The following is an 18,825-nucleotide window of genomic DNA, read 5'->3' as shown; positions in this document are numbered from 1 at the left end:
CAAGGCATTTCCCAATAGACTGCCCGTACCGCCGAACGGCGTACATCTCTGCGGGCAGTTTTGTTTTTCGGTGAATGACCTACCTAAGGAGAAAATCATAGTGCTAAGTTCAGATAAGATGTCAGACAAGATGCTCGTATGCCGCGATTGCGCGAAGCAATTCGCCTTCACGGTTGCCGAACAGGATATCTTCGCGAAGAGGGGATTCACGAGCGACCCCGGGCGTTGCCCCGAGTGCCGCGAGGCCAGACAAGCGCGCAACGGCAACGCACCGACGTACTCGGCGCCGACGGCCCGCCCGCACCGCGAAACCCATACGGCGACATGCGGCGACTGCGGAGGTGTAGCAGAAGTGCCCTTCATCCCAAGTGCTGACCGGCCGGTGTACTGCCGCGACTGCTTCGCGAAGCGACGCGGATGAGATCGTGGTACGTACGCGAGAGCGTAAAACCACAAGCGACCGAGGCGGCATCCTCTTCGTTCGGGTCGAGGAGCAATTCATTGGAAGGGCGACTGGAGACCAAGACCAATGTCGTCGAATTCCTCGCAGAGATAGCGGCGCTGCTGGTCGATGACTATGACGTCAGAGGCCCGAGCGAATCCGATCTATCGATAAAGGTGACCAACCGGGAGAAGCGGAGCGCCGCCGTGTGGGCGACGCTTGAGGGCGAAGATCCTTACTATGGGATCGTCATCGCGATCGACCGCAAGTTCCCGGATGTGGGAAAACCCGTCCCTTACACGTTCGGCTTTTGGGCGTCGACCAACAATGCCAGGGTGATAACCGAACGGATCCGCCGAGAGCTCGGTCACGTCATCGCTCACGTCACAACCTAGCCGGCACGGCGACACCTCGTACCGGCAGGCGAGCCCAAAAACATGGCCGAAGCGGGTCGCGGGGGCGCCGCAGAGCCGTCGCCGCGCCGACGTAGCTCAGCTGGTAGAGCAGCGGTTTCGTAAACCGCAGGTCGTCAGTTCAAGCCTGACCGTCGGCTGACCAACTAGACTCGAGGGCGCCACCGATTCAAGGTGCGCCCTTGAAGCGCTGACTGGAAGCCGGGCACGAAAGGAATCATATGTCGATCCAACGCCGTGCGCTCCGCTGCGTCGCAGCACTCGTCGTCGTCGCCGCTCTCACCGCGTGCTCGCAGGGCGGCAACACGCAAGCCGGCACCGGTGCCGGCGGCGGCAACTCGTGGACGAAACCGGGCGTGCTTCGTTGGGCCGCAAACGCCGAGCCGGACAACATGGACCCGGTCGTCGGCAATCAGCAGACGGAAGTCGATCTCTCGATGTTCTGGGCCGGCTATCTCTTCAATTGGTCCGACCAGAACCAGCTCTACCCCGAGCTTGCGACCGTCGAGCCGACGCTCGCGAACGGCGGCATCAGCAAAGACGGCCTGACCATCACGTATCACCTGCGCAAGGGCGTCAAGTGGCAGGACGGCGCACCGTTTTCCGCCGACGATGTCATCTACACGTGGCAGCAGGTGAACAATCCGGCGAACTTCGTCAGCAGCACCGTCGGCTACGACAAGACGTACATCACCAAGATCGACAAGGTCGACGACTACACGATCGTCGTCCACCTGGCGCACAAATGGGCACCCTTCGTCAACAACTTCTTCACGATGGGGCCGACGCCGTACCCGATCCTGCCCAAGCACATCCTGTCGAAATATCCGAACATCAACAAGGTGCCGTTCAACATCATCCCCATCGGCACGGGTCCGTTCAAAGTCGTCGAATACCAAAAAGGCAGCCTTATCAAGATGGTCGCCAATCCGAACTACTGGCGCGGCCCGCCGAAGCTCAAAGAGATCGACTACGAGATCATCCCCGATGAGAACACGATTCTCACCGAGCTCGAGGCCCACGACATCGACTTCGAGTACTACGCGCCCGCATCGCAAGCGCCCCAGCTCAACCGGCTGACGGGCTACCAGATCTACCTGACGCCGTTCACGCAGTACGGCCAGATCGCGCTCAACATGCAGCACCCGCCGCTCGACGACGTCCGCGTCCGTCAAGCGCTCGCCTATGCGATCGACAGCCGCACGCTCATCCACAACATCTCGCACGACGTCTACGTGCCCGCCGACAGCGACCAGCCGCCGTTCCTCTGGGCGTACAATCGCGACGTCAAGAAATACCCGTTCGATACGAACAAGGCCGATCAGCTGCTCGAATCGGCCGGCTGGACGATGAGCGCCGACGGCTATCGCCACAAGAACGGCCAGACGCTCGAGATCTCGCTCGACGGCGTCATCGGCCGCGCCGACTCGCTCGTGCAGGAACAAGTGCTCCAGAGCGAGTGGAAGGCGATCGGCGTCAAGGTCGACGTCAAGAACTACCCGACGCCGCTGTTCTTCGCGACGTACGGCGCGGGCGGCATCCTGCAGGGTGGCAAGTACGACGCCGGCCTGCTGTCGTGGATCAACGGCGTCGATCCGGACGACTCGACGCTCTTCATGTGCGACCAGTTTCCGCCGAAAGGTCAGAACATCTATCGCTTCTGCAACCACGAGCTCGACGCGGAAGAGCATATCGCGCTCTCGAGCTACGATCCGGACGTGCGCAAGGCCGCGTATTACAAGATCCAGGAGATCCTCGCCGAGCAAGAGCCGATGATCCTCGACTGGTACGTGCAGCGCCAGGACGTCGCGAACTCGGATCTCAAGAACTACAAACCGGCGCACGCCGTCACGACGTTTTGGAACACGTGGGAATGGGAGATCTAGGCGCAGGTCGGATCGCGCTCGCCTCGCTGCTCGCCGCGACGGTAGCATTCGCCGGCTGCTCGAAAGTGCAGTCCGGTACGTCGCCGACCAACGGCGCGCTTCCCGGCGTCGTCAGGATCGTCGGCATCGGCAGCAACGACTCGCTCATACCCGAGCTGTCGGCGAGCGCGTCATCGGTCGACATCGGACAGTTCTGGGGTGCTTGGTTTTTTCAAGTGAACGAGCAGGGCGATCTCGAGCCGGAGCTGGCGACGGAGGTGCCGACGCCGCATAACGGCGGGGTGAGCCGCGACGGCCTCACGATCACGTATCACCTGCGCAAGGGCGTGACGTGGCAGGATGGCGCGCCGTTCACCGCGCGCGATGCCATCTTCACCTGGCACCTCATCATGGATCCGCGCAACAACGTGCTCACGCGCGAAGGTTACGACGATATAGCCTCGATGAGCGCGCCTGACCCGCACACGCTGCTCGTCACCTTGAAGAGGCCGTACGCTCCGGCGATCGCCACGTTCTTCGGACCGAGCCTGCAGCCGATGCCGGTGCTGCCTGAGCACCTGCTCAAGAGCTTGCCCGATATCAACCACGCGGCGTTCAACAACAAGCCGGTCGGCACCGGACCGTTCTACGTCGAAACGTTCGAACCGGGCACGCGCATCGTCCTCAAGCCGAACCCGCACTATTGGCGCGGCGCGCCGAAGCTGAGCGAGGTCGACTTCCCGATCATCATCGACCCGAACACTCAGACGACGCAGATGCGGACCGGCGAAGCGGATCTCTTCTACAACCCCGGCAGTTCGCAAGTCCCCGAGCTTCGGAGGATACCGGGCGTCCACATAAACACGGAGACCTTCAACGAGTACTGGTATCTCATCTTCAACGAGAAGCACGCGCCGCTCGACGACGTCCGCGTCCGTCACGCGATCTCGATGGCGACGGATCGCGACTACCTCATCCGCACCGTGATGCAAGGCTATGCGACGCGAGCGCAGACCGATCAACCGCCGTTCTCGTGGGCGTTCGATCCGAACGTCCGCCAGCCGGCCTACGACCCGGCCGGCGCGGGCCGGCTGCTCGATCAGGCGGGATGGAAGCTCGACGCCGCGGGCTACCGCGCGAAGAACGGTACCGAACTGGCGCTGACGCTTGCCTCGGGAACGACGTGGGAAGACGCGCGCAAGTTCGCGCCGGTCTTCCAATCGATGATGCAGCGCGTCGGCATCCGCGTCCAGATAAAATTCTATCCGACGAGCGTGCTCGAAGGCTCGGCCGGCTCGGGCGGCGTCATCAACAACGGCCGCTTCGACCTCGCGTACACGGCGTGGATCGCCGGCGTCGACCCCGACGATGAGACGCTGTGGGCGTGCGATCAGCAACCGCCGGTCGGCTGGAATCAGTCGTTCATGTGCGACCCGCGCGTGGACGCCGCAGAGAAGGTCGCCCTGACCCAATACGATCGCGAGACGCGCAAGGCCGCGTACTGGCGCGTGCAAGAGCTCCTCGCGCAAGACGCACCGGTCATCTTCATGTACTACGTCAATCGTGACGATGCGGTCCGCGACGGCTTCGAGAACTACCGTCCGGCACCGGCGGTCACCGAATTCTGGAACACATGGCAATGGCAGATGCGCTGAAGCGCGCTGCGACCGCCGTTCTCGCCACCGCCCTGACGCTCAGCGCAGCAAGCTGTTCGAAGGTCGGTTCGCAGATCGGCCCCTCGTCGTCGCTGCACGCAGGCGTCGTACGGATCGTGGGCATCGGTTCGATCGACTCGCTCATCCCCCAACTGTCGGGCAATGCGGCCGCGACGGACATCGGCTGGTTCTGGGCGGCGTGGCTATTCCGCGTGGGCGTACATGGCGAGCTCGTGCCCGAGCTGGCGACCGAGATCCCGACGATCGCGAACGGCGGCATCAGCAGAGACGGGTTGACGATAACGTACCACCTGCGCCGCGGCGTCAAGTGGCACGACGGCGCGCCGTTCGACGCACGCGACGTCATCTTCACGTGGCGCGCGATCATGAACCCGCGGAACAACGTCCTCACGCGCAGCGGCTACGACGACATCGCTTCGATGACGGCGCCGGATCCGTACACCGTCATCGTCCGCTTGTCGCATCCGTACGCGCCCGCTATCGCAGCGTTCTTCGGGCCGAGCCTCACCCCGATGTGCATCCTCCCCGCACATATCCTCGCGAAGCTCCCCGACATCAATCGCGCCGCATACGACCGCGCGCCGATCGGAACGGGACCGTACGTGCTCGCGCGTTACGACACCGACACGGACGTCATCCTCAAAGCGAATCCGGATTACTGGCGCGGCGCGCCGAAGGTCGCCGAGGTGCACTTCATCATCGTGCCCGATGTGAACACGCGTCTGCTCGAGATGCGCAGCGGCGATGCCGACGTCTGGTACGAGCCCGGTGACAACTACGTCTCGCAGCTGCGGCAGATACCCGGCGTTCATGTGCTCGACGAGACGTTCGATGAGTTCTGGTACATCGCATACCAGACGAAGCATCCGCCGCTCGATGACGTCCGCGTCCGGCGCGCGTTATCGATGGGCATCGATCGGAAATTCGTCGTCAGCGCGATAGCGAACGGCGGCGGCACGCCGGCCGAAGGCGATCAGCCGCCGTACTCGTGGGCGTACGATCCCGACGTCCATGCGCCGGCGTACGATCCCGCGGGCGCGGCGAAGCTGCTCGATGCCGCCGGCTGGCGCCTCGGGCCCGACGGCTACCGCTATCGGAACGGCCAACGTCTCTCGCTGTCGTACGTGACATCGATCGGCTACTCCGAGGGCGTGAAGTTCGCACCGGTATTCCAACAAGACATGAAGCATCTCGGCGTCGAGGTCGCGGTGAAGACGTATCCGACGAGCCTGCTGTTCGCGGCGAAGAACTCGGGCGGCATCGTCAACAACGGCAAGTTCGACGTCTTGTGGACCGGGTGGATCGGCGGCGTCGACCCCGACGACGACACGCTGTGGGCGTGCGATCAGATGCCGCCGCAGGGTTTCAACCTCTCTCAGTTCTGCGACCCGCGCATCGACGCGCAAGAGCGCATCGCGCTCACCTCAAACGATCAGAACGTCCGCCGCGCGGCGTACTGGCGCATCCAGACGCTGCTCAACGAAGATGTGCCCGCCGACTTCCTCTTCTGGACGCACTTGCACGACGCCGTACGCGACGAGTTGCAAGGCTACCAGCCGGCGCCGACCGTGACGTCGTTCTCCGCGCCGTGGGAGTGGCGCATGTGAGGACCACGCTCACGATCGCCGCATTCGCGCTCGCGCTGCTCGCATGCGGCTGTTCGCACGTCTCGTCCTCGTCGGCTCCGGGCGCCTCGGGTCCGAAGATCTTACGCATCGTCGGCGCGCAGGAGATCGACAACCTCGACCCGCTGCTGACGAACGAGCAGACCTCGGTCGATTGCTCGATGTTCTGGGCGGGCTATTTCTTCAACCTCGACGACAAGGGCCGCCTCGTCCCCGAGCTCGCGACCGAAGTGCCGACGCTCCGCAACGGCGGCATCAGCCCCGACGGCCTGTCGATCACGTATCACCTGCGCAAGGGAGTGACGTGGCAGGACGGCGCGCCGTTCACGGCACGAGACGTCGTCTTCTCGTGGCACGCGATCATGAATCCGGACAACAATGTCGCCAGCCGCACGGGCTTCGATCGCGTCCGCGACATCAAGGTCATCGACGATCATACCGTCCGTTTCGATTTGAAGGAGCCCTATGCGCCCGCGGTCGACACGCTCTTCGCGCCGAGCGCCGACGCCATCGCGTTACTGCCGGCGCACCTGCTCGCCAAGTATCACGACCTCAACCACGTGCCGTACAACATCAAGCCCGTCGGCACCGGCCCGTTCATCGTCGACCGTTGGGAGCAGGGCACCGGCGTGACGATGCACGCGAATCAGCACTACTGGCGCGGGCGGCCGAAGCTCGACGGCGTCGACTTCCTGACCATCCACGATACCGAGACGATGCTCGTCATGATGCGCTCGGGCGAGGCGGATCTCTACTACCACCTTCCGGACAGCCAAGTGCCGGATCTCTCGCAGGTGGGCGACGCGCACGTGATCGTGACGCCGTTCGTCGGTTACTTCATGCTCCTGTTCAACCTGCGGCATCCGCCGCTCGACGATCGCGAGGTGCGCGAGGCGATCTCGTACGGGATCGACAAGCGGCGCGTCGTCGCCGACATCACGCACGGCACCGCCACGGTCGCGACGAGCGACCAGCCTTCGTGGCTGTGGGTCTACGACCCGCACGTGCCCCAATACGACGCCGATCCCGAAAAGGCGCGCGCCATCCTCGACGCGGACGGCTGGAAAACGGGTTCCGACGGCATCCGGACCAAGAACGGCCGGCGGCTGTCGTTCGATATCTCGACGCCGTCGGGCTATCGCGACGGCATCGACTTCGAGGGGCTCTTCGCGCAGTGGATGCGCGGCATCGGCGTCGACGTCGAGGTCAAGAACTATCCGCCGGATCTTCTCTACTCGACATACGGTGCGGGCGGCATCCTATCGACGGCGAAGTACGACCTCGCGTTCGTCGACTGGTACAACGGCATCGACCCCGACGATAGCATCCAGTGGCTCTGCGGCTACGCGCCGCCGGTCGGGCAGAATTTCACCGACTGGTGCGACCGCGGTTTTGACGCCGCCGAGCGCATCGCGCTGTCGACGTCAGACGAGCGCGTCCGCAAAGCGGCCTACGCGACAGCGCAAGAGCGGCTGGCCGAACAGCTGCCCGCCGATTTCCTCTACTTCATCGGCCGGACCGATCTCGTGAGCGATCGCGTATCCGGGTACCGCCCGGCGCGTGCCGTGTCGACGTTCTGGAACACGTGGGAGTATGACCTCAGGTAGATCTGCGGTCTATCTCAACGCCGACGTGACGACGCTCGATCCGACGATGCCGCGGGCGCGCGGTCTCGTCGTCGAGGACGGCAAGGTAGGGCGCGTTCTTGATGGGCGTCCGAGCGGGCTTCCGAAAGACGTCGAAGTCGTCGACTGCAACGGCGCGGCGATCGTGCCGGGTTTTCACGACTGTCACGTCCATCTCACCGACACGGGCCTTCTTGCCGGCGACCACGATTTCACGGATTGCCCCGACGTCGAGTCGATGCTCAAGCGCGTCGCGGCGCTAAGCGACGCGATCCTCTTCGCAGGCAACTACGAGGACCACAATATCGCGGAGGGCCGGCCGCCGACGATGCTCGAGCTCGACTCCGTCGCCGGCGCAAGGCCGGTACTCCTGACGAGGATCGACGGACACTCGTGCGTCGTCAACTCGGCGGCGCTGCAGCGCATCGACGTCGGCCATCTCGAGGGCGTCGAACGCGACGACGACGGCGAACCGACCGGCAGGCTTTTCGGACCCGCGAACTACGCGGGCCAGGCCGTCTTCCTCCGAGCCGTGCCGGACGAAGCGAAGCGGCGCGCCGACGAACGAGCGGCACAGATGGCGCTCGCGGGCGGGATCACGACCGTCCATCACGTCATCGCCTGGGATCCGCCGCTCGAAACGCTCGAGGCGCAATACCGCGCCGACGCGGCGTTGCCGCTGCGCGTCATCTCGAAAGCGTGTACCACGGACGTGCGCAAAGCGCGCCGGCTCGGCGGCCGCGTCTTCGGGGGCGACATCTTCGTCGACGGCTCGATCGGCTCGCGGACCGCGGCCGTCGAGAAGGACTACTGCGATAGCCACGACGCGGGGCTGCTCTATCTCGACCGCGCGCAGCTGACCGAGGTCTTTGACGAAGCCGCCGAGGGCGGCTTGTCGGTGGGCGTCCACGCGATCGGCGATCGTGCTATCGAAGAGGCGATCGCCGCGTGGGAAGCCGTCATAAAAAAACGCGGACCGCTGCGCGCGGTTCGTCCGTCGATCGACCATTTCGAGATCGCGCGCGCCGACCAGATCGCCCGCGCCGCGCGCTGCCGGATGCTCTTGTCGATACAGCCCGTTTTCGATCTGCTGTGGGGCGGCGACGACGGCATGTACGCGCAGCGCCTCGGCGCGGATCGCGCCCGAGAGATGAACCTGTTCAAGACCGCCAAGCGCGCCGGGTGCGTCATCTGCGCCGGCTCGGATAGCCCGGTGACGAAATTTTCCGCGCTGCTCGGCATCCAAGCGCTCGTCGATCATCACGTCCCAGCGGAGCGCTTCACGGTAGAAGAGGCGTTGCGCGCCTATTGCTCCGACGCGGCGAAACTGTCGTTCGACGAGGGACGGCGCGGCGTGCTCGCACCTGGCATGGACGCGGATTTCGTGTTGCTCGAGCGGTCGCTCGACTCGATCGCGCCCAAAGAGATCGGAAGCACGAGGGTCATCGCGACCGTCGTCGGCGGTACGGTGAGGTTTCGCGCGTAGCCGCGACGGGGTCAGACCGCTCGCAGTTTTCCGAGTCGATCGAGCGCGGCGTAGACGGCCGCGACTTGGCCTTGCGCACGGATGTGGCCGGACCGTACTTCGTCGAGGACGCGGTCGACGGGTACGAGGACCGTCTCGATATCCTCGCCGGGGTCGGGAGACAGCACGCCATCCGGCCGAGCATCGAGGGCGACGAAGACGTGCGACAATCCCGTCGAGCTCGTCGGGTCGGCGATGAACTCGGCGATCTTCTCGAAGCGCAGACTCGTATAGCCGGTCTCCTCTTCGAGCTCCCGCCGAGCACATTCGAGCGGACCTTCGCCTTGCTCGAGCATCCCGGCGGGCAGCTCCAAGACGAAGCCGCCGAACCCATGCTTGTACTGCTTGGCGAACACGACATCGCCGTCCGGCGTGACGGCGAAAACGACGGCGAAACCGTCGTGCTCGCGCACGTAGTACGGATCGATGACCGTGCCGTCAGGCAGGCGGCAGGCATCGCGACGCAGCCGGTACCACGGCGACTGGACCACGTATTCCGAGGAGAGGATCTCCCACTTGCGATCGGTCAAGGCGCCTGTGAATTGGCTGTGGGACGCTTGATATCCCAGCGGCGTGAACCGATTCGCGGGCGACTTACGTTGACGGAAAAGAGCGGCCCCCGTTCGCCCTGCGGAGGCTGCTCGTTTTTATTTATTTCAGCGCTTGCAGCAGCGCGATGAGCTCGCGCCTGGGATCGTGCCGGCCGTTCCACGTCTCGCGCAAGCGCTTGACGCCTTCGGCGAGATCGGGCCGGCTGTACAGCTCGCGCAGCCACTTCTCAAAATCGCCGCGCGCGAAGTGCTCGGCGATGTCGGGCCCGGCCGCGTCTTTGAGATGCTCGATGAGCGATCTCGGATCGTCGGTGCGCAATGCGAACCAACTCGCGGGCCCTGAACCGGGCGATCCGTCGAGATTGGTCTTGAAGACTCGGTCTTTCAAAAAATGGCTCGTTTCGAGTCGATGCGACGGCGCGCAAACCGGCGCCGGCCGGTATGTATGATGCGACGCGGGGGCCACGCGTTACGCGTTACCCGCGTCACATCCGGTCAAAACAGGTCTAGGGAGCGGTCCTGCCCCGAGCGAACGGGCGCTCGATGCCGCGTCTTGAGATAACGCTTGGCCGGATCGCGCTTGGCGCGGTAGTCGCGCTCGCGCTCGCGTTCCTCTTCCTCCCCTTGGTAGCCGTATTCGTCGCGGTCCCGCCGGCGAAGGCGCTCGCCGATCTGACGTCGCCGATCGCGGTAGCGGCGCTCGGTCTCAGCCTGCGTACGACCTTTGAGTCGGTCGCCGTCACCATATTATTCGGAACGCCGCTTGCCTACTGGCTGTCGCGCTCTCGTTTCCGTGGCAAACGGCTGCTCGAAGCGGCGGTGCAGATGCCGATCGTCGTGCCGCCGGCCGTCGCCGGCGTCGGTCTGCTGCTCGTCTTCGGCCGCCGCGGCTTGCTCGGACCGACGCTCGAATCGATCCACCTCGGGGTGGCCTTCACGACCGCCGCGGTCGTCATCGCGCAGGCTTTCGTCGCTGGACCGTTCTTCATCGTGGCGGCGCGCCAGGCGTTCGACGCGATCGATGCGGACCTCGTCGCCGTATCGCGAACGCTAGGAGCATCGCCGCTGCGGACATTCGTCGCGGTCGAGCTGCCGCTCGCGGCCGGCGGCATCCTCGCCGGGGCCGCGCTTAGTTGGGCCCGCGCACTTGGCGAGTTCGGTGCGACGATGCTCTTCGCGGGAAATTTGCCCGGCGTGACGCAGACGCTGCCGCTCGCGATCTACACCGCGCTCGACTCCGGCCTCGACGTGGCGGTCGCGATGGCCGCGTTGCTCTTGTTCGCAGCCTTCGCGCTGCTGCTGCTCATCAGGCTGCTCGACTGGCGCATGGGCCGTGACGCAGCTCCACACCGGCGCGAGGAGACGCTCGACATTGCTCGACTGCCGATTTCGCAAGCGTCTTCCTGAGTTCGAGCTCGACGTCGACTTCACGATCCGAGAGCAGACGCTCGCGCTCGTCGGGCGTTCGGGTGCGGGGAAGAGCACGCTCCTCAACATCATCGCCGGCTTGACCAGACCCGACTCGGGATCCGTGTCGCTCGATGGCGACGCGCTCGTCCACGTCGCGTCGCGGATCGACGAGCCCCCGGAGCGGCGCAAGATCGGCTATCTCTTCCAGCACTATGCGCTGTTCCCGCACCTGAACGTGCGCGACAACATCGGGTATGGACTCTTTCGCGTCGGTGTGGCGGAACGCGCCGATCGCATCGATCGCGCGATCTCGCTCCTCGGCCTCGGGCGCGTCGCGCAGGCGCGACCGGCCGAGCTTTCCGGCGGCGAGCGTCAGCGCGTCGCGCTCGCGCGGGCGCTCGTCACGGAGCCGAAGGCGCTGTTGCTCGATGAGCCGCTCGCCGCGCTCGACGTCGAGAGCAGAGCTCGGATCAGGCTCGAGCTGCGCGACGTCCTCGCGCGGCTCGCGATCCCGGCTATCGTCGTCACGCACGACTACGACGACGCGCGCCTGCTCGGCGATCGCATCGCGGCGATGCACCGCGGCCGTATCGTGCAGACCGGCACCGCCGACGAGATGGCGCGCTTCCCGGCCGACGATTTCGTCGCCGCACTGACAGGGACGAACATCGCAACGGTTCGCAGCGGCGACGGCGACAATGGTCAGACGATCGCATTCGATCCGTGGTCTGCGACCTTGTCGTCGGTGCCGACCGCGTCGCGCTACGAGTGGCGAGTCGAGATCGTCGACATCCGTCCGCTCGGTGCGCAAGTCCGCGTCGTCGCGCGCGGCGGCACGACGCTCCGCGTCGACATCAACGCCGAGGATGCGAAGCGGGCGGGATATGCCGTCGGCGACACCGTATTCGCCTCGGTCCAAGAACACGCCGTTAGGACCACTTGACTGTGGGAGTATCCCTTTGACCGTCGTCGACCTCAAACGAGCGCTGACGCGCCCCGCGGCGCTCGCCTTCGCCGCGATCACCGTCGGATTCGCGCACGGCTCGAAGATCGCAGCCGATCCGACGCGGCAGGTGACGCTCGTCGCTCTCGCGGCGGCGAACGTCACCGATCCGCTCAACGACGTCATCGGCGCGTTCGAGCAGTCGCATCCAGGCGTCATCGTCACGCCCGAGTACGCCGGCACGCAGATCTTGGAGACGCAAGCCGAGCAGGGCGCGCCGTTCGATATCTTCGTGTCCGCCGACAAGCAGCACATGGATGCTCTCGTGAAAGAAGGGCTCGTCGACGACGTCCGCTTGCTGTCGGAAGGGCACGAAGTCATCGTCGTGCCCAAAGACAATCCCGGCGGGATCGAGTCGCTCCGCGACCTCGCGGACAAGAACGTGAAGCTCGTCCTCGGCACCGACGCGGTTCCCATCGGCATCTACACGCGCGGGATATTCCAGAAGGCCTCGGCAGCATACGGCGACGATTTCAGCTCGCGCGCATTGGGGCACGCCGTTTCGTTCGAGACGAACGTCAAGCAGGTTCTCGAGAAAGTGGCGCTCGGGGAAGCCGACGGCGGGATCGTCTACTTCACCGATGTCAGCTCGAAATACAAAGATACGGTGAAGATCGTTCCGATCCCGAGCGCTTTCGAAGTCGAAGCCGCGAACTACATCGCGATCGCTCACGGCTCGAAGCAGCCCGATCTCGCCCGCGCGCTCCTCGACGCGGCGACCGGCGCAGACGGCCAATCGATCTTCCGTCGCCACGGCTACGACCCCCATCCACTGATACACGGATCGAAAACACGTCGTCGAACTTTGTAGCGGTCGAGCTTCAGCTCGACCGCCGCGGTCTGTTGCCAATGGAATCCTTGAGTCGTTCGCCGCAAGGGGGTCGCCCTCGCGGGCACGCGGCGAGAACTCCCGAATCTATGCGCACTTCGATGCAAGGCCGCGGCGGTCGACGGTAAACGTCGACCGCTCCCACCACTCGGGCGAGTCCCCCTGCGGCGAACGACGTTATTTTGATCCGCCGCATTGCGAGACCTTAGCGGTCGAGCTAAAGCTCGACCGCTACACTAGTTCGCGGCTGGAGCCGCGTCGTCGACCCGATTACCTGCGGCGACGAACATCGAACCGAGCGCGACGAGGGCGCGAGCAAAGCGCCGGCGTGCGCCGGGACGCCGTGCGCGAGCATGACGCGCGAGTCGATCGCGCATGGCTTGTGCACGTAGTTCGTCGCAGCGGCGACGGGCGTGTTCGGCGATGAACCACGTTTCCATGACCTTTCCTCCTTCAGCAGCATGACGATGATGCAAAACGAAAACCCCCGCGGCGTTCGCGGGGGTCGTCACGTCTATCGGTCGCAGCGCATTACGCTGCGAAGTTCAACAGGAAATGACGTCCCCGCGGATGAGCGCGCGGTCAAGCACGCACGTAAGAGGTGCGATGCCGTGGTTGATGAGATCGAGTCGGATCATCGGACCGTCCTTTCCGTGCGGCGAAGAGTGCGTATGGGTTACGAGTGGCCATGATACCACGCAAACGTGACGCATGTCAACAAAAGGCGGTGCCAAACGGCCGATACCCTTAATAGGCCGTTAAAACGGCGGCCCGATAGGTCCCGATAGTTAAGGAAGGCCCGCATGAGAGCGTCATTTCGCGCGCTAGCACTTTTCGTAGCGCTCCTGCCGACGACGGCGCAGGTCGGATGTTCGGCAGCCGCAGGCACGTCCGACGCGGCGACCGGCGGCTCGATAACCGTCGGCGTCGATCTGCCGTTGTCGGGAGCCGACGCATCCGACGGCGTTCCGACGGCGAACGGTGTCAAATTGGCGTTGAAAGACGCGAACGACGATAATCTCATCCCTGGATTCACGCTGCGCGCCGACGTCCGTGACGACGCCGTCAATGGTGTCCACGACCCGAACAAAGGCACGTCGAATTTCGAATCATTCGTCGCCGATCCGGCGGATCTCGGCGTCATCGGGCCGCTCAACAGCAACGTCGCTCAAGCGCTCATACCGATCTCGAATCAAGATTCGCTCGCGCTCATCAGCCCGGCGAACACGAGCCCCGAGCTGACGAAAGGGCCGCAAGCGCTCGCACTGCGCAAAGCGCATCCGCTCTCGATCACGTATTTCCGCGTCTGTCCGACCGACGACGTGCAAGGGTCTGCCGGTGCCGCGTTCGCGTATAAGATACTTGGCGCGCGGCGCGCGTTCGTCATCGACGACGGGCAGACGTTCGGCCGCGGTGTCGCGGACCAGTGGGCCGGCGAATTCAAATCCGAAGGCGGCACGGTTCTCGATCACGTCCACGAACAGCCGACGCAGACCGATTTCAGATCGACCATAGCGGAAGCGAGCGCTTCGGGCGCCGACATCGTCTTCTTCGGCGGCGAAAGCTCGACCGGCGCAGCAGTCGCCCGCAAAGAGATGGCCGGCACGCCGCTCGCGCATACGAACTACGCTTCGGGCGACGGCATCCAGAACCAGCAGTTCCTCGACGTCGCGGGCCCGGAATCGGAGAACAGCTACGCGACGGTCGCCTCTGCGAACGCAGATGCGCTTCCGACCGCCGCGACGTTCGTCAAGGAATACCAAGCCGCATACGGTCAGGCGGCGGGCGCCTATTCGGCGAGCGCGTACGTCGCGACCATGGTGCTCGTCGACGCTATCGCACGAGCAGTCCGACAGGACGGCGGCAGGATGCCGACGCGCGAGGAAGTCCTCGACCTGCTCCGCGGCACGTCGAATTTCAACAGCATCCTCGGCGTCTTCTCGTTCGACCAGAACGGCGACACGACGTTGAAGATCGTCTCGGTATGGAAGGCGAAGCAAAAGCGCTGGACGTTTCTCACCCAGCGCGATTTTGCGAGATAAGACCGAGCGCGCGAGCGCTTAGGCGACCTGCCTGAGCTTCTCTTTCATCGCTGGCGTCGGCAGCTTGACGTCGTGCGCCAGACGGAGCGCGCGCAGCGTCTTGATGACGAGCCACGTCGGATCGAACTCGAACCACTGCATGCCGTGCCGCGCCGAGAACGGGAACGCATGGTGGTTGTTGTGCCAGCCCTCGCCCCACGTCAGCAGGCCGACCCACCAGCAGTTCGTCGATTTGTCGCCCGTCCTGTACGTCTGGTAGCCGAAACGGTGCGCCGCACTGTTGACGAACCACGTCACGTGGTACAGGAACGATAAACGCACGAACACGCCCCAGACGAGCCACGGCCAGCCGCCTATGAGGAACAAGACAACGCCGAGAGCTATCTGCAGCGGCACGTGCGCCTTGGCGAGAAATTGGTAGTAGGGCTGGCTCCACAGATCTTTTGCGTAGCGTTCCTGCTCGATCAGGTTCGGGCGGTTCTTGTTCGGCCGGTAAAGCCAATCGACGTGCGTCCACAGCAAACCGCGATGCGCGTCGTGCGGATCCTCATCGGTGTCGGTGTGCGCGTGGTGGATGCGGTGCGTCGCCACCCACTCGATCGGCGCGCCTTGCAGCGCGAGCGTGCCGAGCAACGCTGCGAATCGCTCGAGCCAGCGGGGAACGCTCAGGCTGCGATGCGTCAGCAGCCGGTGATAGCAGAACGAGATCCCGATGCCGCCCGCCAAATAGTAGAGCGCTATCGCGACGGCGACGGCGCTCCATGAAAACGTTCCTGGGATGAAGACGGCGAGTGCGCCGACGTGGATGACCGCAAGGCCGCCCCACGTGGGCCAATTGAATTTCTTGACGACAACGGCTTGATTCACAGAGTCTTGACTCACAGTGCTTTGATTCACATCGCTCCTATTTTTTCTATCGGCATGTTCGCCATAAGGTTTCATGGCTCCCACGGCTATGAGAGACCGCCGGCGTCCCATTGCGGCTTTCATCACTGGTCGTCTGGAGATGTACGCGTGCCGGCCGACACTATCAACGCGACGCTTGCTAGGATAACGCCTCCGGCGAGAAACGTTTGGAAAGTGACCTGCTCGCCGAGAATCGCCCAACCGAGCGCGACGGCGACGACGGGATTCACGTAGGCGTAGGTCGAGACGAGCGCCGTGCTCGCGTTGCGAATGACCCACAAGTATGCGCTGAAGCCGACGATGCCGCCGAAGAAGACGAGCCACCAGAACGCGATCCACGAATTGTGCGAAACCGTACCAATGTTGAACCGGGCATACTCGCGGCTCGCGGTGCTCGCGATGAGAAGGCAGACTCCGCCGCCTAACATCTCCATGCCCGTCGCGAGGAAAGAGTCGTCAGGCAGCTTTGCGGCGCGCGAGTAAAGGGAGCCGGCAGCCCAGGATAGCGACCCCAAGACGAGCACGATCGCGCCGGCGATCGAGATAGATCCTTCGCCGGGCTTGCCGACGAGTAGCACGATGCCCGCGAAGCCCGTCGCAAGTCCGACGAGCGCCAGTCGTGACGGCATTCGCTTGAAGAAGACTGCATCGATCGCCGTCATCCAGAGCGGCACGGTCGACACGACGAGCGCCGTCACGCCGCTCGGCTCCGTCTGTTCGGCATAAGCGACGGCGCCGTTGCCGCCTAGCAGTAGCGCCGCCCCGATGACGAGTGTCCGGCGCCACTGGTCGAGCGAAGGAAGCCTTCCCGTGCGGATCGCCGTCGGCAAACGCCAGGCCAAGAGCAGTATGCCCGCGATAGCGAACCGCGCGCCGGCCATGAGCAGCGGCGGCATCGTCGTCACCGCGACGCGGATCGCGAGGTACGTCGAGCCCCAAAGCACGTACACCGTCAACAGCGCAGCCCACACGAGTGCGGGCTGCGCTGCCGGTCGTCGCGCCGACGGGACTTGTGTCACTCAGGCGCTTTCACAAGAGCGAGCCCTTGTCGTCAGCGCCGAGCAGCATGCGACGGATGTAGTAGATCGGCGGATCCCCGTGCGACAGAAGAGCGTCGTGGAACTTCGCCAGCTCGAACTGCGAGCCCATCTTGGCTTGGTAGTCGGAGCGCAGCTTCAGAAGCATGAGCTTGCCGAGCGTGTAGTATCCGTAGAGCGGGTCCTCCGTACCGCGCACCGCTTCGCGATACGCAGGCTCGCGACCCATGAATCCGTTGTCCATCAAGAACTGTGTCGCTTGCTCGATCGTCATCCCCTGCGTGTGCTCTTTTATCCCGACGATATAGCGGCAGTCGCGTTGGAGCGCGCCCGAAAGCTGTGCAAGGCGGTAGCGCGGATCGCCGCCGCCGAGCCCTTCGTCGACCACCATCTGTTCGTCGTAGTGCGCCCAGCCTTCCCCGAACGCGACATTCCATTCGAGCTTGCGGATGAGGCTGAGGTCCGTCTGCTTGTTGAACAGATAATTCGTGTAGTGACCCGGATACGTCTCGTGCGCGGAGACGACGAGCAGGTTGTAGCGATTGAAGAAACCGAGATGCTCGTCTGACTGAGCGCTCGTCCATCCGGGATCGACGGGCGTCACATTGTAGTACGCCTCCGTCGCTTTCGTCTCGAGCGGTCCGGGCGAGTCCATCGATGCGAAGGTGAATTGGCGTTCGAATTGCGGCGTCGGCACTGCCCTGGCGACCGGCGCATCGGGCAGGTCGAGGATATGCTTGGCCTTGATGAACGCCACTAGCTGGTCTAGATCGGATTGCGCTGTTGGGATGAGCCGATCTCCGGTCGGATGGTCTGCTTTTATCTTGCCCGCGACCTCGGTAGGCGATGCGTGAGGATCGATCTCGTGCGCCGTGGCGATGAACGCCGCTTTGTCCTTCGCAAGGTTGGCTTCGCCGACGGCGAGGAGCTTCGGAAGCGGGATGTCGTCGACGTTCTGCAGCGTCTCGAGATGCTCGTAGGCGGCGGCGCCGATAGCGAACGGCGCGTGCGCCTCGGGTACGATCGTCTGCTTGATGTAGGCGGCGTAGCTCCTGAACGCCGCAGCCGCGGCGGCGTTCGTCTTGACGAACTCCGCCCTATCGGCCGGATCACCGGTCACCGGCGCGAACGCATCGGCGACGTCGTGCTCGAGGAAGTCGGCTGCCCCGAGCGCGTCGAGCTGCGCGGTCTGTGCGTAGATCGCTGGCACCTCGGACGGGACGATATTCTTCTCGCCCTGCACGAGCATCGCGGGTATCTTACTCTCGCGCTGGGTGACTAAGACCATGCGCGCAGATAAGCTCGCGAAATCTCGCGAGACGATGGAGAAAACCGCGCTCGACCCGAGATCGACGTAGTAGTTCGGCGACATGCGCCACTCGGGTCGCGTCTCTAGCGCGAATAGACGGCGTCCTATGTCGCTCGTGAGGAGTTGCCGGTCGGCCTGTCCGTCGAGCGACAAGTCATCGGTTTTTATCGCCTGTAGCTCGTCGAGCGTCTTGTCCAGCCGGGCGATCTCAGCCGCAAAAGCCGCCGGCTCCACGCTGCCGAGCTGCGAGTCGTAGTCGTGCACGCCGGCGCCTGTGGCCTCAGCGGGCCTGAACTCCCACGATCCGCTGTAAAACGTCCGCCCGATCGCGGCGAGCTTCGAATCATCTGTCGTGTTCGCCGCCACTGCCGGCGATGCCAAGGCGACCGTCGACAAAACCGCGGCGGCGATAAGAACTGATGATAGCCAAGATTTCGGCACGATACCCTCCCCATCGTGTCCGGCTCGAGCGACGTCGAGCCAAGCACCGCGCGGAGTTTACGCGGCTTCTCTCGCCCGCCTTCCGACAACTATGTTATACTGGGCGTGCACGCCGGCAGAACGACC

Annotated in this window: 15 protein-coding genes and 1 tRNA gene; 11 read left to right on the top strand and 5 right to left on the bottom strand. The window is 64.2% G+C overall.

Annotated elements, in window-relative coordinates; all coding sequences use genetic code 11:
- Positions 1-501 precede the first annotated feature (501 nt).
- The 7 genes from VFO25_07900 to VFO25_07870 all read left to right on the top strand — a co-directional run bounded on the left by VFO25_07900 (position 502) and on the right by VFO25_07870 (position 9,132).
- Positions 502-837: a hypothetical protein gene (locus VFO25_07900; GenBank protein ID HET9342819.1), complete on the top strand. Its 336-nt coding sequence runs from the start codon at positions 502-504 to the stop codon at positions 835-837.
- Positions 838-922: 85 nt separating this feature from the next.
- A tRNA-Thr gene (locus VFO25_07895) sits at positions 923-995 on the top strand.
- An 81-nt stretch (positions 996-1,076) separates the two neighbouring features.
- Positions 1,077-2,741: a peptide ABC transporter substrate-binding protein gene (locus VFO25_07890; GenBank protein ID HET9342818.1), complete on the top strand. Its 1,665-nt coding sequence runs from the start codon at positions 1,077-1,079 to the stop codon at positions 2,739-2,741.
- Positions 2,729-4,375 carry a peptide ABC transporter substrate-binding protein gene (locus tag VFO25_07885; GenBank protein HET9342817.1) on the top strand — a complete coding sequence of 549 codons (1,647 nt, stop codon included), beginning with the start codon at positions 2,729-2,731 and terminating at the stop codon, positions 4,373-4,375. Before VFO25_07890 ends, VFO25_07885 begins: the two co-directional genes overlap by 13 nt.
- A complete protein-coding gene (locus VFO25_07880) occupies positions 4,360-6,003 on the top strand; it encodes a peptide ABC transporter substrate-binding protein (GenBank protein ID HET9342816.1) in 1,644 nt (547 codons plus the stop codon). Before VFO25_07885 ends, VFO25_07880 begins: the two co-directional genes overlap by 16 nt.
- Positions 6,000-7,628: a peptide ABC transporter substrate-binding protein gene (locus VFO25_07875; GenBank protein HET9342815.1), complete on the top strand. Its 1,629-nt coding sequence runs from the start codon at positions 6,000-6,002 to the stop codon at positions 7,626-7,628. The genes VFO25_07880 and VFO25_07875 overlap by 4 nt, the downstream gene beginning before the upstream one ends.
- Positions 7,615-9,132 carry an amidohydrolase gene (locus VFO25_07870; protein ID HET9342814.1) on the top strand — a complete coding sequence of 506 codons (1,518 nt, stop codon included), beginning with the start codon at positions 7,615-7,617 and terminating at the stop codon, positions 9,130-9,132. The genes VFO25_07875 and VFO25_07870 overlap by 14 nt, the downstream gene beginning before the upstream one ends.
- Positions 9,133-9,143: 11 nt before the next feature.
- On the opposite strand, the gene VFO25_07865 is transcribed toward VFO25_07870, so the two are convergent.
- Together VFO25_07865 and VFO25_07860 are read right to left on the bottom strand one after the other, a co-directional pair.
- Positions 9,144-9,701 (bottom strand): NUDIX hydrolase, encoded by a 558-nt coding sequence (locus tag VFO25_07865; protein ID HET9342813.1) that lies wholly within the window; start codon positions 9,699-9,701, stop codon positions 9,144-9,146.
- A 121-nt stretch (positions 9,702-9,822) separates the two neighbouring features.
- On the bottom strand, positions 9,823-10,110 hold the full coding sequence (locus tag VFO25_07860; protein HET9342812.1) for a hypothetical protein: 288 nt from the start codon (positions 10,108-10,110) through the stop codon (positions 9,823-9,825).
- A 155-nt stretch (positions 10,111-10,265) separates the two neighbouring features.
- On the opposite strand from VFO25_07860, the gene VFO25_07855 reads away from it, so the two are divergent.
- The 4 genes from VFO25_07855 (at position 10,266) to VFO25_07840 (ending at position 15,006) form a co-directional block, all read left to right on the top strand.
- On the top strand, positions 10,266-11,129 hold the full coding sequence (locus VFO25_07855) for an ABC transporter permease (GenBank protein ID HET9342811.1): 864 nt from the start codon (positions 10,266-10,268) through the stop codon (positions 11,127-11,129).
- Positions 11,095-12,075 carry an ABC transporter ATP-binding protein gene (locus VFO25_07850; GenBank protein ID HET9342810.1) on the top strand — a complete coding sequence of 327 codons (981 nt, stop codon included), beginning with the start codon at positions 11,095-11,097 and terminating at the stop codon, positions 12,073-12,075. Before VFO25_07855 ends, VFO25_07850 begins: the two co-directional genes overlap by 35 nt.
- Before the next feature lie 16 nt (positions 12,076-12,091).
- Positions 12,092-12,946: a molybdate ABC transporter substrate-binding protein gene (gene modA / locus VFO25_07845; GenBank protein HET9342809.1), complete on the top strand. Its 855-nt coding sequence runs from the start codon at positions 12,092-12,094 to the stop codon at positions 12,944-12,946.
- A gap of 821 nt (positions 12,947-13,767) precedes the next feature.
- The gene (locus VFO25_07840) at positions 13,768-15,006 is read left to right on the top strand and encodes a branched-chain amino acid ABC transporter substrate-binding protein (GenBank protein ID HET9342808.1); all 1,239 of its coding nucleotides are present in this window, start codon (positions 13,768-13,770) and stop codon (positions 15,004-15,006) included.
- A gap of 18 nt (positions 15,007-15,024) precedes the next feature.
- On the opposite strand, the gene VFO25_07835 is transcribed toward VFO25_07840, so the two are convergent.
- From VFO25_07835 to VFO25_07825, 3 genes are all read right to left on the bottom strand, one after another.
- Positions 15,025-15,873, bottom strand: coding sequence for a fatty acid desaturase (locus VFO25_07835; protein HET9342807.1), 849 nt, complete (start codon positions 15,871-15,873; stop codon positions 15,025-15,027).
- Between the two features lie 122 nt (positions 15,874-15,995).
- Positions 15,996-16,931: an EamA family transporter gene (locus VFO25_07830; GenBank protein HET9342806.1), complete on the bottom strand. Its 936-nt coding sequence runs from the start codon at positions 16,929-16,931 to the stop codon at positions 15,996-15,998.
- A 10-nt stretch (positions 16,932-16,941) separates the two neighbouring features.
- The gene (locus VFO25_07825) at positions 16,942-18,699 is read right to left on the bottom strand and encodes a DUF885 domain-containing protein (GenBank protein ID HET9342805.1); all 1,758 of its coding nucleotides are present in this window, start codon (positions 18,697-18,699) and stop codon (positions 16,942-16,944) included.
- Positions 18,700-18,825 lie beyond the last annotated feature (126 nt).

It is taken from the genome of Candidatus Eremiobacteraceae bacterium (assembly GCA_035710745.1).
Classification (GTDB): domain Bacteria; phylum Vulcanimicrobiota; class Vulcanimicrobiia; order Eremiobacterales; family Eremiobacteraceae; genus JANWLL01.
This window is presented reverse-complemented; position numbering and strand designations above follow the sequence as displayed.

What these genes read in the sequence shown, in the direction of transcription:
- VFO25_07840 (HET9342808.1), top strand. Translation starts at nt 13,768, where the DNA reads ATGAGAGCGTCATTTCGCGCGCTAGCACTTTTCGTAGCGCTCCTGCCG.
- VFO25_07885 (HET9342817.1), top strand. Translation starts at nt 2,729, where the DNA reads ATGGGAGATCTAGGCGCAGGTCGGATCGCGCTCGCCTCGCTGCTCGCC.
- VFO25_07855 (HET9342811.1), top strand. Translation starts at nt 10,266, where the DNA reads ATGCCGCGTCTTGAGATAACGCTTGGCCGGATCGCGCTTGGCGCGGTA.
- VFO25_07880 (HET9342816.1), top strand. Translation starts at nt 4,360, where the DNA reads ATGGCAGATGCGCTGAAGCGCGCTGCGACCGCCGTTCTCGCCACCGCC.
- VFO25_07890 (HET9342818.1), top strand. Translation starts at nt 1,077, where the DNA reads ATGTCGATCCAACGCCGTGCGCTCCGCTGCGTCGCAGCACTCGTCGTC.
- VFO25_07870 (HET9342814.1), top strand. Translation starts at nt 7,615, where the DNA reads ATGACCTCAGGTAGATCTGCGGTCTATCTCAACGCCGACGTGACGACG.